This window comes from Pseudomonas sp. FJ2-5-13, from assembly GCF_029201605.1.
GTDB lineage: Bacteria > Pseudomonadota > Gammaproteobacteria > Pseudomonadales > Pseudomonadaceae > Aquipseudomonas > Aquipseudomonas lactis.
Genome location: NZ_CP104045.1, coordinates 70,089 through 83,272, shown reverse-complemented (window position 1 = coordinate 83,272; position 13,184 = coordinate 70,089). Strand labels below are relative to the sequence as shown.

Below are 13,184 nucleotides of genomic sequence, written 5' to 3'. Positions count from 1 at the left end.
GCGAGCCCCTTACTTGGCAGCGCGTTCTTTGGCAATCAGTTGGTCAGCAACGTTCAGGGTCGCTTCAGGACCACCGGTGCTGCCCAGGTCGAAACGGTATTTGCCGTTGACGATCAGGGTTGGAACGCCTTGCACGCCGTACTTCTGCGCGAGCTCCTTGGCCTGTTTGATCTGGCCCTGGATAGCGAAGGAGTTGAAGGTCGCCAGGAACTTGTCCTTGTCGACACCCTGAGTGGCAACGAAGTCAGCCATTTCGTCCGGCTTGGTCAGGCGCTTGCCTTGTTTCTGGATCGCTTCGAAGACGGCGTTGTGGACCTTGTGCTCAACACCCATGGCTTCCAGGGTCAGGAACAGCTGGCCGTGGGCGTCCCATGGGCCGCCGAACATGGCAGGAATGCGACGGAAGTTAACGTCCTTGGGCAGCTTTTCAGCCCATGGGTTGATAGTCGGCTCGAAGGCGTAGCAATGCGGGCAGCCGTACCAGAACAGCTCCACCACTTCAATCTTGCCCGGTACTGCAACGGGAACCGGGTTAGTCAGCTCAGCATAGGTTTTACCGGCTTCAAGCGGCACATCGGCAGCTTGTGCGGTCATGCCGAAGAGGCTGGCAGTGACGAGAGCGGCGCTGAGGATCAGATTACGCATGCTTTACTCCTGGACAAATAAAGTCGCCTCACGCGACCTTTGTTGTGACAGGTCTACGCGGACATGAGTTCGTTAGTGTAACGGCAGCGGCCACAAAAAAGGGCGGCCTGAGCCACCCTTTTTATGCTTGCATCGCGGGATTAATCGAGCGTTAACGCCCAGCCCGGTCAGTGCAGGCCCTGGATATAACTGGAGAGGGCTGCGATGTCTTCGTCGCTCAGCTTGCGAGCGATGGTGCGCATGGTCATCGCGTCGCCATCGTTGGCCCGGCCGGCTTCTTCTTTGCGAAAGTCGGTCAACTGCTTGGCGATGTAGGTGGCGTGCTGGCCGCTCAGGCGCGGGAAGCTGGCAGCAGCGTTGCCTGCGCCATTGGGCGAGTGGCAACCGGTGCAGGCAGGCAGGCCTTTTTCCAGGTTCCCGCCACGGAACAACTGCTCTCCACGGGCGACCAATTTAGGATCGGCAGCTCCCACACTGCCCTTCTGGCTGGCAAAATAGGCCGCGAGGTCCGCCAGGTCCTGATCGCTGAGATTGGTCAGCAGGCCAGTCATTTCCAGCACCGTGCGCTTGCCGCTCTTGATATCCTGCATCTGCTTGGTCAGGTAACGCTCACCCTGGCCGGCCAGCTTGGGGAAATTCGGCGCCGGGCTGTTACCATCCGGTCCGTGGCAAGCACCACACACGGCGGCTTTCGCCTGGCCCGCTGTAGCGTCGCCTGCAGCATGGGCAACACTGGTGATGCCCAAGGTCAACAGCAGACTCACGATCAGTTTGTTCATCAGCTAATCCAACTACGGCTAAGGGTTTAAGAGTTATCTACCGGGTTTACTCACCATCACATCAGTGACGGCCTGGTAATCCTCAGTACTGCAGTCCATGCACAAACCACGCGGCGGCATTGCCTTGAAACCCTGGGTCACGTGCTGCGTCAGCCTGACCATGCAAACTCGGTTGATCCTGTGTAGCCTGAGCGCCGTAAAGCGGAATCAGGGCAGCAGAAGCGAGCAACCGTCGGTCCATACATCGACCTTTTCAGGGCTTGAGAGCGTTTTGCGTTCTAATGCGCAATAAAGGTCTTTCGCTCCCGTGAACTTCATCCTTCGCTGGGACAAAGCACACACAAAATCTGCGGCATTATATACTGGCGCTACTGAAACGGAAACGACACCGCTTGCCGCACCCTTTCTCGGCACCGCCCACATCGGAAATCTCATGCAACTCAAGAACCCCATCCTCGGCCTGTGCCAACAGTCCACCTTCATGCTCAGCGCCGCCAAAGTGGACCAATGCCCCGATGACGAGGGCTTTGAAGTCGCCTTTGCCGGCCGCTCCAACGCCGGTAAATCCAGCGCACTGAACACCCTGACCCACGCCAGCCTGGCGCGCACCTCGAAAACCCCGGGCCGCACGCAACTACTCAATTTCTTCAAGCTAGACGATGATCGGCGTCTGGTCGACCTGCCGGGCTACGGTTATGCAAAAGTACCTATCCCGCTGAAGCTGCACTGGCAGCGTCACCTCGAGGCTTACCTGGGCGGTCGCGAGAGTTTGAAGGGTTTGATTCTGATGATGGATATCCGTCATCCAATGACCGACTTCGACTTGCTGATGCTCGATTGGGCGGTCGCCAGCGGCATGCCGATGCACATTTTGCTGACCAAGGCCGACAAGCTCACCTACGGTGCAGCCAAGAACACCCTGCTCAAAGTGCAATCCGAAATCCGTAAGGGTTGGGGCGACACCATCACCATTCAGCTGTTCTCCGCCCCCAAGCGCATGGGTTTGGAAGAGGCTTACACCGTACTGGCCGGCTGGATGGAATTGGCGGACAAGGGCGCAGAAATCGCCGAATAACTTTTCTGCGGGCAAAAAAAACCCCGGACTTCTTTTGGGGAGGGGAAGTTCGGGGTTCAAGTTCCGGACCGCTAGGGCGGGGTCCGGAATTATCTGCCAACACTTAACACAACATAGGAGCATTGAAGGGCTTCACCACCCATTCAGTAACTCTGAGTGGCAGTTCACAGGTTAAGTTCCGACAGCCTCAAAAAACTATTGGAAATAACTGACCGCGGTTTGCGCTCTAAACCGCCTCGCCACCTCGCAAGGTGATGGCGAAGCCGCAGAATCAGTGCGCCTCGTCCCAGTTGTCGCCTACGCCTACGTCCACCACCAAAGGCACGTCCAACTGCGCCGCCGCGCTCATATGCTCGCGAATCTTCTCGCTGACCTGCGCGACCAGGTCTTCGCGCACCTCCAGCACCAATTCGTCGTGCACCTGAAGGATGACCTTGGCGTCCAGGCCCGACTCGGTCAGCCAGTTATCCACCTGCACCATGGCTTTCTTGATGATGTCCGCCGCCGTGCCCTGCATCGGCGCGTTGATCGCTGTGCGCTCGGCCGCCGCGCGCTCCTGGGGCTTGTTGGAGTTGATATCCGGCAAGTACAGGCGTCGCCCGAAGAAGGTTTCGACATAACCCTGATCCGCCGCCTGGGCGCGGGTGCGCTCCATGTATTCGCGAACCCCTGGGTAGCGGGCGAAGTACACATCGATGTAGGCCTTGGCGGTCTTGGTGTCGACGCCGATGTCCTTGCCCAGCTTCTGGGCACCCATGCCGTAAATCAGGCCGAAGTTGATCGCCTTGGCGCTGCGGCGCTGGTTGGAGGTGACCTCATTCAACTCAACCTTGAACACTTCGGCCGCCGTGGCGGTGTGCACGTCCAGGTCATTGCGGAAGGCGTTCATCAAGCCTTCGTCCTTGGATAAATGCGCCATGATCCGCAGCTCGATCTGCGAATAGTCCGCCGCCAGCAGCTTATAGCCCTTGGGCGCAACAAACGCCTGGCGAATGCGACGCCCCTCGGCGGTGCGCACCGGGATGTTCTGCAGGTTCGGGTCGCTGGAGGACAAGCGCCCGGTCGCCGCGACGGCCTGATGGTAAGACGTATGAATACGCCCGGTACGCGGGTTGATCTGTTCCGGCAGGCGGTCGGTATAGGTACTTTTAAGCTTGCTCATGCTGCGGTACTGCATGAGTACCTTGGGCAGCGGGAAATCATCCTCGGCCAGTTTGGCCAGCACTTCTTCAGCCGTGGAGGCCTGGCCCTTGCCGGTTTTTTTCAGCACCGGCATGCCGAGCTTTTCGTAGAGAATCGCCCCAAGCTGCTTGGGCGAACCCAGGTTGAATTCTTCACCGGCGATCTCGTAGGCCTGGCGCTCCAGCTCAACCATCTTGTTACCCAGCTCGATGCTCTGGATGCCGAGCAGGTCCTTGTCTACCAGTGCGCCCTGGCGCTCGATGCGGGCCAGCACCGGCACCAGCGGGATCTCGATGTCCGTCAGCACACTGGCCAGGCTCGGGATCGCTGCCAGTTGCGCGTACAGGTACTGATGCAGGCGCAAGGTCACATCAGCATCTTCGGCCGCGTAAGGGCCGGCTTGCTCAAGGGCGATCTGGTCGAACGTGAGTTGCTTGGCGCCTTTGCCGGCGATGTCCTGGAAGCTGACCGTGTCGTGGTCCAGGTACTTCTTCGCCAGGCTGTCCATATCGTGCCGCGTCGCGGTGGAGTTGAGCACGTAGGATTCGAGCATGGTGTCGAAGGCGATGCCGCGCACGGTAATGCCCTGGGCAGGGTCGCCACCAATGGCGCAGTTGGCCAGGATATTCATGTCGAACTTGGCATGCTGGCCCACCTTGAGTTTGGTCGGGTCTTCCAGCAACGGTTTCAAGGCCAGCAGCACGGTGTCGCGGTCCAGTTGTTCCGGTGCACCGATGTAAGCGTGCGTCAGCGGAATGTAGGCAGCCTCATGGGGCTGCACCGCGAACGAAACCCCAACCAATTGCGCCTGCTGGGCATCGACCCCGGTGGTTTCGGTATCGAAGGCAAACAGCTTGGCGTCGTTGAGCTTATGCAGCCACAGATCGAACGTGGCCTGGTCAAGAATGGTGGTGTAAACCGTCTCTACTGGCACCGATACCACCGCCTCCACTGCGACATCCGCGACGGGCGCAACTTCATTGGCCGCCTTCAGCTCGACACGCTTGGTATCGCGCTGGATCTCGTCGTACCAGCTCTTGAACTCCAGCAATGTGTACAGCTCAAGCAGCTTTTCGCGGTCCGGTTCGATCAGGTGTAAATCATCCAACCCAACATCCAGCGGCACATCGATCTTGATCGTCGCCAACTGATAGGACAGGAATGCCATCTCTTTATGCTCTTCCAGCTTGGCCGGCAGGGTCTTGGCCCCACGGATAGGCAGGGTCGGCACAATATCCAACTGCTCATAAAGCTCTTTGAGGCCGCCATTGACCCCCACCAGCAAGCCGGAGGCGGTCTTGGGGCCAATGCCCGGAACGCCGGGAATGTTGTCGGACGAATCTCCCATCAACGCCAGATAGTCGATGATCTGCTCCGGAGCGACGCCGAATTTCTCCTTAACGCCCTCGATGTCCATGGAGCTACCGGTCATGGTATTGACCAAGGTAATGTGGCCGTCCACCAGTTGCGCCATGTCTTTGTCACCGGTCGAGATCACCACCGGGCGGCTGGCGGCCGCGCTGCTGCGGGCCAGGGTGCCGATCACGTCATCGGCCTCGACGCCCTCGACGCACAGCAACGGGAAGCCAAGAGCGATCACGCTTTGATGCAGCGGCTCGATCTGCAGGCGCATGTCATCGGGCATGCTCGGGCGGTTGGCCTTGTATTCGGCGTACATCTCATCGCGAAACGTCCCACCCTTGGCGTCGAAGACCACCGCGAACGGGCTGTCCGGGTACTGCTTGCGCAGGCTTTTGAGCATGTTCAACACGCCCTTGACCGCACCGGTGGGCAGGCCTTTGGAGGTGGTCAGCGGTGGCAGCGCGTGGAAGGCGCGGTACAGATAAGAAGAACCGTCCACCAGGACGAGGGGCGCTTGGCTCATGAGCAGGATCAACCTTTTCGGCGGGTCAGGCGCTAGAATAGCCGGACCAATGAAAACAAAGGGACAAGGTTATCATGCGTACATTCAATCGCCTGCTGTTGACCGGTTTGATTGCACTCGCTCCGATGGCTGCCATGGCGGCAGACGATGCCCCTTCGGCAGACCCGGAAGTTACCATTCGCACGGAAGGCGACAAAACCATCCAGGAATACCGCCAAAACGGCTTCCTGTACGCAATCAAAGTCACCCCGAAGGGCGCACCACCGTACTTTCTGGTACGTGCGGACGGCACCGACGCGAACTTCATCCGCTCTGACCAGCCGGATATGCTGATCCCGTCATGGAAGATCTTCGAATGGAAATGATTTCTTAATTTCAACCGGCGCTGCCCACCGCAGCGCCCGTAACGGCAGTTTTAACCATGTCTGTGTTCACCCCCCTGGCTCGGCCCGAGCTGGAAACCTTTCTCGCCCCTTACGGGCTCGGCCGCCTGCTTGATTTCCAGGGGATTGCCGCCGGCAGCGAAAACACCAATTTCTTTATCAGCCTGGAGCAGGGCGAGTTCGTCCTGACCCTGGTTGAACGTGGCCCTGTGGCAGAAATGCCGTTCTTCATCGAGCTGCTCGACGTGCTCCACGACGCCGACCTGCCGGTGCCGTACGCCCTGCGCACTACCGACGGCATCGCTTTGCGCGAACTCAAGGGCAAACCGGCCTTGCTGCAACCACGTCTGGCGGGCAAGCACATCAAGGAGGCCAATGCGCAGCATTGTGCCCAGGTTGGCGAACTGCTCGGCCACCTGCACCTGGCCACCCAAGGCGAAAAGGTACTTGAACGCAAGACCGACCGCGGCCTGGAGTGGATGCTCAGCGAGGGCGCGCAGCTTATTTCGCACCTCAACGAGGCCCAGCAATGCCTGTTGCGCGATGCGCTGGCCGAGATCGAAGCCCACAAGGCCGACATCCTCGGCCTGCCACGGGCGAATGTGCACGCCGATCTGTTTCGCGATAACGCGATGTTTGAAGGCACGCACCTGACGGGCCTGATCGACTTCTACAACGCCTGTTCGGGGCCGATGCTCTACGACGTGGCTATCGCCTTGAATGACTGGTGCTCGGATGCCGAGGGCGTGATTGACGGTCACCGTGCCCGGGCCCTGCTGGGCGCTTACGCGGGGCTACGGGCGTTTACCGCGAAGGAAGCCGAGCTATGGCCGATCATGCTGAGGGTGGCGTGCGTGCGGTTCTGGCTGTCCCGGCTGATCGCAGCCGAGTCGTTTGCCGGGCAGGATGTGTTGATTCATGACCCGGCTGAGTTCGAGCATCGCTTGGCGCAGCGTCAGCAGGTCACGGTCCAGCTGCCGTTCGCACTCTAAAAAGCCCCACTCGGTCAAAAAAATGTGGGAGCGGACTTGCTCGCGAATGGGGCCTGTCAGTTAGTACATCATTGACTGATCCAACGCATTCGCGAGCAAGCCCGCTCCCACAGGGGTTTTGTGTTACCTGTTAGAGCGACTCCAGGCAACCGGCGAGGTCATTGCCAAGTTTTTCCAGCACCTGCTCATAACCCTGGGCCGTCGCCGGGGTATAGCCACCCAACGCATCCAATTCCGCCAGCTTCACCGGCAACCCGGCCACCAGGGTTTCGGCCAAGCGAGGTCGCAATGGCGGCTCGCTGAACACGCAAGTCTTGCCCACTTCCTGCAAACGCGCGCGCATCGCCGCTACGTGTTGGGCGCCCGGCTGTACTTCGGCGGCTACGCTGAACACGCCCGCATGCTTCAAGCCGTACGCCTCTTCGAAGTAATCAAAGGCTTCGTGGAACACGAAGTAAGGTTTGCCATCAACGCCCGCCAAACGCTGCTTCAGGCGCGCATCCAGCGCGTTCAGGCGTTCTTCGAACGCTTTGGCATTGCTCTGATAACGCTCGGCATTGGCCGGGTCGACGGCGCTGAGGTCGGCCGCCATCCGTGCGGCGATCACGCGCGCATTGACGGTCGACAGCCACAGGTGCGCATCCACGCTGCCTGGGCGGTGATCGTGGTCATGTTCGTCGGCTTCATCGGCATGAGAGTGGCTATCTTCGCCGAAAATGCGCAGTTTCATGCCCGGCAGGTCCTGCACCGCCACCGTTGCCGCCGTGCGGCCTTTGAGCACACGCGGCAAAAACGCTTCCATGTCTGGCCCAATCCAGTACAGCAGGTCGACCGACTGCACACGCCGTACGTCGGATGGGCGCAAAGCAAAGTTATGCGGCGACGCCCCCGGGGGCAGCAATACCTCTGGAACAGCCACCCCGTCCTGCACGGCAGCGGCAATCAGTTGCAACGGCTTGATGCTCGTCAGCACCTTGACCTCGGCCTGAGCGGCACCCGCAACGAGCAAACTGGTGACAAATACGACAAAAACGGGAAAAAGTCGGGACACGATGACCACTCGATGGCGTAGGAACGGGTAACATAATAACGTCTCTATCAAATATCTGTCGCCGCTCATGCCTAAAACACCGCTTGCCAGCCGTCCCCACGACCACTCTCACTGCGTGCACACCGCATTGTCAGAGGCCGACACCCTGTGCGCGAAGAAAGGCTTGCGCCTGACCGCCTTGCGTCGCCGGGTGCTGGAGCTGGTGTGGCAGAGCCACAAGCCTTTGGGTGCGTACGACATTCTTGGCGTACTCAGTGAGCAGGACGGCCGCCGCGCCGCGCCGCCTACCGTTTACCGTGCGCTGGATTTCCTGCTGGAAAACGGCCTGGTGCACCGTATCGCCTCGCTCAACGCCTTTGTCGGTTGCAACCACCCGGAGCACGCGCACCAAGGTCAGTTCCTGATCTGTCGCGAGTGCCACGCCGCCATTGAGCTTGAACAAAAAAGCATCAGCGACGCCATTGTCAAAAGCGCTGCCGACGTTGGCTTCAAGGTCGAGGGGCAAACGGTCGAAGTGGTCGGCCTGTGCGCAGGCTGCCAGGGGGTTTGATGAGCAATGCGTTAATCCGCCTGGAGCAGGTCGGGGTCACGTTCGCCGGGCAAAACGTGCTGGAAAACATCGCACTGAGCGTGGAACCCGGGCAAATCGTCACCCTGATAGGCCCCAACGGCGCCGGCAAGACCACCCTGGTGCGCGCCGTACTCGGGCTGCTCAAGCCCCACAGCGGCACGGTTTGGCGCAAGCCCAAGCTGCGCGTGGGTTATATGCCGCAAAAGCTGCATGTAGACCCAACGTTGCCGCTCTCCGTATTGCGCTTCCTGCGCCTGGTTCCCGGCGTAGACCGCGCCCGCGCCCAGGCTGCGCTTAAGGAAGTCGGCGCCGAACACGTCATCGACAACCCGGTGCAAAGCATCTCCGGCGGCGAAATGCAGCGCGTGCTGCTGGCCCGCGCCTTGCTGCGCGAGCCCGAGCTGCTGGTACTTGATGAGCCCGTGCAAGGTGTCGATGTCGCCGGCCAGGCCGAGCTGTACAGCCTGATCACCCGCCTGCGCGACCGCCATGGTTGCGGCGTGCTGATGGTCTCCCACGACTTGCACCTGGTGATGAGCACCACCGACCAGGTGGTCTGCCTCAACCGCCACGTGTGCTGCTCCGGCCACCCGGAACAAGTCAGTGGCGACCCGGCGTTCGTGGAGTTGTTCGGCAAGAACGCCCAGAGCCTAGCGATCTACCATCACCACCATGACCACGCCCATGACCTGCATGGCGCCGTCGTCGATACCCCCCACGTTCATGGAGATAGCTGCAAGCATGGCTGATTTTCTGCTCTACGCCCTGCTGGCAGGCTTGGCTTTGGCTTTGGTGGCGGGCCCACTGGGCTCGTTTGTGGTCTGGCGGCGCATGGCCTATTTCGGCGACACCTTGTCCCATGCCGCCTTGCTGGGCGTGGCCATGGGCTTTCTGCTGGATGTAAGCCCGGCCATCGCCGTGACCGTCGGCTGCCTGCTGCTGGCGGTGCTGCTGGTGACCCTGCAGCAACGCCAGCCACTGGCTTCCGACACACTGCTGGGCATCCTTGCGCCCAGTACCTTGTCCCTGGGCCTGGTGGTGCTGAGCTTCATGCATGAAGTGCGCATCGACCTGATGGCCTACCTGTTCGGCGACCTGCTGGCGATCAGCCCGACCGACCTGGCCTGGATACTCGGCGGCAGCGCTGCGGTGCTGGTGTTGCTGGTGACCCTGTGGCGTCCGTTGCTGGCGATCACCGTGCATGAAGAACTGGCCAAGGTAGAGGGCTTGCCCGTCGCAGGCCTGCGTATGGCGCTGATGTTGCTCATCGCCGTGGTGATTGCTGTCGCGATGAAGATTGTCGGCGTATTGTTGATCACGTCGCTGCTGATCATTCCAGCCGCCGCCGCCCAACGTCACGCTCGCTCTCCGGAGCAGATGGCGATTGGCGCCAGCCTCCTGGGGATGCTTGCAGTGTGTGGTGGCCTGGCGCTGTCCTGGTTCAAGGACACACCGGCCGGGCCGTCGATTGTGGTTACGGCGGCCGCCCTGTTTCTGCTGAGTTTTGTCCTGCCCCGTCGAGGGGTGTAGACTTGCTCGCTTTTTGCGCAAATAGAGAGTCGCAGGAATGAAGCCGTTCACCTCCCGTTATCTGCTCCTTGCCGCATTTTCACTGCTGCTGGGCGCCTGCCAAAGTACGCCGCCCGCCGCCCTCCAGGCTCCGGATCCGCGGGCTGCGGCCATCGCGCAGCTGGAACAAAACCTGGCCAGCAGCGAATTGGCCACCGCCGAAGACCAGTTGGCCGCACTGCAGGCCCAATCGCCCAATGACCCGGCACTTGAGGCCTACCAGCGTCAATTGGCCGAAGCCTACTTGCAGCGCAGCCAGATCGTGTTGCAAAAGGGCGATGTCAACGCGGCCGCCACGGCCCTGAGCCGTGCCCGCGCCTTGATGCCCAAGGCCCCTGCGCTGACGGGTGGCGTCAACAGCGCCATCAGCCATGCGCGCAAAGCCGAATTGGACCAGGCAGAAGCCGCGTTGAAAGCCGCTGAAGCCAAGCCCGCCGCCAAGGTTATCGACCCGGCAGCGCCGAGCACCACCGTGGCGCTGAACCTGGCGGATGTCGAAGATATGCGCCATCAGCTGGATGCAATCGCCACCGATGTGGTGAATTACCAGTGCGACGTCAGCATCCAGGTGCCACGCACCCAGGATTACCCGTGGCTGGCCACGTTACTGACCAAGCGGGTCAAGCGGATTGATTCGGGGTATGACCTGAAGATTCACCGGCAAATCCTGAAACATATTCCGGCGCAGGTTGTGCTGATTCCGCGCAAGGCGGACTAAAAGCATCGCAGGCAAGCCAGCGCCCACCTTTGAACGGTGTGGGAGCTGGCTTGCCTGCGATGACGACCTAACAAACAACCGATAAGTTAAGCCGGAATCGCCTTGGATTTCGGCTCACGCTCCCACACCCGATGTTGGGCAATCGCCGCAAAAAACGCTTTGAACGCCTTGGCATCCGCGCCCACGATCAACCCCGCATCCGCTTCCAGTTTCAGCAGGTCCAGCAACGGCTTCACATCGCTGGCTACCGCAATCGCCTTCAGGTGTTTGTAGGCTTCCAGTACGTAATGCAACGCCACGCCATCACCGCTCAGCGCCTTCACGGACTCTTTGCCACCCGGGATAAACACTGCGTCGAAGGCAATGGACGGCATGCCTTCCATCGAGGCGTCGACCGGCAGCGTCTTGCCCTGCGCGGTGGTCACAGGCGCCGAAGTAGGCCCCAGCAACTTGGCATGGGCGCCTTCAGCTTCCAGCGCGGCTTTCAGCGCGTCAATGGCCGCACCATCAACGCCGTTGGCTGCCAGAATCGCCACTTTGCGCGTTTTGATATCGCCCGATAGCAAGTTCACCTGGCTCAAGGCTGGCGATTCTTTCAGCGACGTTTCACGGGCAGGCACCGTGCCCTTGGTCGGCGCTGGCAAGCCCAGGTTCTGCGCAACGCGCTTGGCCAGCTCCAGGTCGATATTGGCCAGAATCTCGTTGACCTGGCGCGCACGGATGAACTCGCGCTCCACCTTGCCCAGCTCAAAGCTGTAGGCCGCGATAATGTGCTCTTTCTCGTGGTGGCTCATGCTGTTGTAGAACAGCGTCGCCTGGGAGAAATGGTCACCGAAGGATTCGCTGCGCTCACGCACTTTGTTGGCATCGACGCGCTCGTAGTAGGACTCAAAGCCACCATCGGTAGGACCGGCAGGGGTTTCCTTCGGCCAACCCCCATCAATGGAGTTTGGTTCGTAGGACGCACGGCCCTTATCAATCACAGTGCGATGCTGAGCGTCGCGCTGGCCGTTATGGAAAGGCACGACAGGCCGGTTGATTGGAATCTCATGAAAGTTCGGCCCGCCCAGTCGGCTGATCTGGGTATCGGTGTAGGAAAACAGACGCCCTTGCAGCAACGGGTCGTTGGTGAAGTCGATGCCCGGCACGATGTGGCCTGGGCAGAACGCAACCTGCTCGACTTCAGCGAAGAAGTTGTCCGGGTTACGGTTGAGCACCATTTTGCCCAGCGGCGTGATCGGTACCAGCTCTTCGGGAATGATCTTGGTCGGGTCGAGCAAGTCGAAATCGAACTTATGCTCGTCTTCTTCGGCCACGATCTGCACGCCCAACTCCCACTCGGGGTAATCGCCGCTTTCAATCGCTTCCCACAGGTCACGGCGGTGGTAGTCAGTATCTTTACCGGCCAGCTTTTGCGCCTCATCCCATACCAGGGAGCAGGTGCCGACTTTCGGACGCCAGTGGAATTTCACGAAGCTGGACTTACCTTCGGTATTGATCAACCGGAAGGTGTGCACACCAAAACCCTGCATGGCGCGCAGGCTTTTTGGAATGGCGCGGTCGGACATGGCCCAGATCACCATGTGCGCGGATTCCGGTTGCAGCGAAACAAAATCCCAGAAGGTATCGTGGGCCGAACCGCCGGTAGGAATTTCGTTATGAGGCTCGGGTTTCACCGCGTGGACGAAGTCAGGAAATTTGATCGCGTCCTGGATGAAGAACACCGGCATGTTGTTGCCCACCAGGTCGAAGTTGCCTTCGTCGGTGAAGAACTTCACGGCAAAACCGCGCACGTCACGCACGGTGTCGCCGGAACCACGCGGGCCCTGCACCGTGGAAAAACGCGCGAATACTGGGGTTTTATGCTCAGGCGTGCGCAGGAAACCTGCCTTGGTCAGCGTCGAATGGTCGCCGTAACTCTGGAAATAGCCATGGGCGCCCGTACCACGGGCATGCACGATGCGCTCCGGGATGCGCTCATGGTCGAAGTGCGTGATCTTTTCACGCATGATGAAGTCTTCGAGCAGCGACGGGCCGCGCGCGCCGACTTTCAAGCTGTTCTGGTTGTCGGAAATCTTCACGCCTTGGTTGGTGCGCAGGGCCTGGCCAGTCGCGTCAGAGCGGAATTCTTCCAGGGCCTGCAACTTGGCGTTGGTGTTGCCACGGTCCAGGGTATCGGTACCCGCAAGTTCACTCTTGGGCGGGGTGGCTGGCTTCTTGGTACTCATCAGTCAAAACTCCTTATTCAAAGTGGCCAGAGCGGTCCCCGGCTCGTTTGAGCAAAACCCCAGGCACGGCACCTGGGAAATCGAGTTGCTTAAGTAGTGACTGACG

General features: G+C 60.2%; 12 protein-coding genes and 1 pseudogene. 7 read left to right on the top strand and 6 right to left on the bottom strand.

The window, feature by feature from the left end; translation table 11 throughout:
* Positions 1 to 9: 9 nt before the first annotated feature.
* The 3 genes and pseudogenes from dsbA to N2A98_RS00400 form a co-directional block, all read right to left on the bottom strand.
* Complete coding sequence (gene dsbA, locus N2A98_RS00410) at positions 10 to 645, bottom strand: thiol:disulfide interchange protein DsbA (RefSeq protein WP_032894305.1); 636 nt, start codon at positions 643 to 645, stop codon at positions 10 to 12.
* A gap of 167 nt (positions 646 to 812) precedes the next feature.
* A complete protein-coding gene (locus N2A98_RS00405) occupies positions 813 to 1,424 on the bottom strand; it encodes a c-type cytochrome (RefSeq protein WP_032894308.1) in 612 nt (203 codons plus the stop codon).
* Between the two features lie 33 nt (positions 1,425 to 1,457).
* Positions 1,458 to 1,665 (bottom strand): annotated as a pseudogene (locus N2A98_RS00400) (cytochrome).
* Between the two features lie 192 nt (positions 1,666 to 1,857).
* Here N2A98_RS00400 and yihA point away from each other — a divergent pair.
* Positions 1,858 to 2,499, top strand: coding sequence for a ribosome biogenesis GTP-binding protein YihA/YsxC (yihA, locus tag N2A98_RS00395; protein WP_003187369.1), 642 nt, complete (start codon positions 1,858 to 1,860; stop codon positions 2,497 to 2,499).
* Between the two features lie 271 nt (positions 2,500 to 2,770).
* Here the strand turns inward: yihA and polA are convergent, their stop codons facing one another.
* Positions 2,771 to 5,566 carry a DNA polymerase I gene (polA, locus tag N2A98_RS00390; RefSeq protein WP_275622869.1) on the bottom strand — a complete coding sequence of 932 codons (2,796 nt, stop codon included), beginning with the start codon at positions 5,564 to 5,566 and terminating at the stop codon, positions 2,771 to 2,773.
* A 74-nt stretch (positions 5,567 to 5,640) separates the two neighbouring features.
* On the opposite strand from polA, the gene N2A98_RS00385 reads away from it, so the two are divergent.
* Positions 5,641 to 5,931: a DUF2782 domain-containing protein gene (locus N2A98_RS00385; RefSeq protein ID WP_003187366.1), complete on the top strand. Its 291-nt coding sequence runs from the start codon at positions 5,641 to 5,643 to the stop codon at positions 5,929 to 5,931.
* A gap of 56 nt (positions 5,932 to 5,987) precedes the next feature.
* Positions 5,988 to 6,941: a homoserine kinase gene (locus tag N2A98_RS00380; protein WP_275622868.1), complete on the top strand. Its 954-nt coding sequence runs from the start codon at positions 5,988 to 5,990 to the stop codon at positions 6,939 to 6,941.
* Positions 6,942 to 7,071: 130 nt separating this feature from the next.
* Here the strand turns inward: N2A98_RS00380 and N2A98_RS00375 are convergent, their stop codons facing one another.
* The gene (locus N2A98_RS00375; protein ID WP_275623634.1) at positions 7,072 to 8,001 is read right to left on the bottom strand and encodes a zinc ABC transporter substrate-binding protein; all 930 of its coding nucleotides are present in this window, start codon (positions 7,999 to 8,001) and stop codon (positions 7,072 to 7,074) included.
* Between the two features lie 46 nt (positions 8,002 to 8,047).
* Between N2A98_RS00375 and N2A98_RS00370 the strand changes: the two genes are divergently transcribed.
* Genes N2A98_RS00370 through N2A98_RS00355 form a run of 4 tightly spaced genes read left to right on the top strand, consistent with a single transcriptional unit; the run spans position 8,048 to position 10,850 of the window.
* Positions 8,048 to 8,542, top strand: coding sequence for a Fur family transcriptional regulator (locus N2A98_RS00370; protein ID WP_169857065.1), 495 nt, complete (start codon positions 8,048 to 8,050; stop codon positions 8,540 to 8,542).
* Positions 8,542 to 9,312 carry a zinc ABC transporter ATP-binding protein ZnuC gene (gene znuC, locus N2A98_RS00365; protein ID WP_003187361.1) on the top strand — a complete coding sequence of 257 codons (771 nt, stop codon included), beginning with the start codon at positions 8,542 to 8,544 and terminating at the stop codon, positions 9,310 to 9,312. Before N2A98_RS00370 ends, znuC begins: the two co-directional genes overlap by 1 nt.
* On the top strand, positions 9,305 to 10,093 hold the full coding sequence (gene znuB / locus N2A98_RS00360; RefSeq protein ID WP_003187359.1) for a zinc ABC transporter permease subunit ZnuB: 789 nt from the start codon (positions 9,305 to 9,307) through the stop codon (positions 10,091 to 10,093). The genes znuC and znuB overlap by 8 nt, the downstream gene beginning before the upstream one ends.
* Positions 10,094 to 10,130: 37 nt before the next feature.
* Positions 10,131 to 10,850 (top strand): PA5502 family lipoprotein, encoded by a 720-nt coding sequence (locus N2A98_RS00355; RefSeq protein ID WP_047712806.1) that lies wholly within the window; start codon positions 10,131 to 10,133, stop codon positions 10,848 to 10,850.
* A gap of 86 nt (positions 10,851 to 10,936) precedes the next feature.
* Here N2A98_RS00355 and katE read toward each other — a convergent pair whose 3' ends face one another.
* Entirely contained in the window at positions 10,937 to 13,078 is a 2,142-nt protein-coding gene (katE, locus tag N2A98_RS00350) for a catalase HPII (RefSeq protein WP_057710651.1), read from the bottom strand.
* Positions 13,079 to 13,184 lie beyond the last annotated feature (106 nt).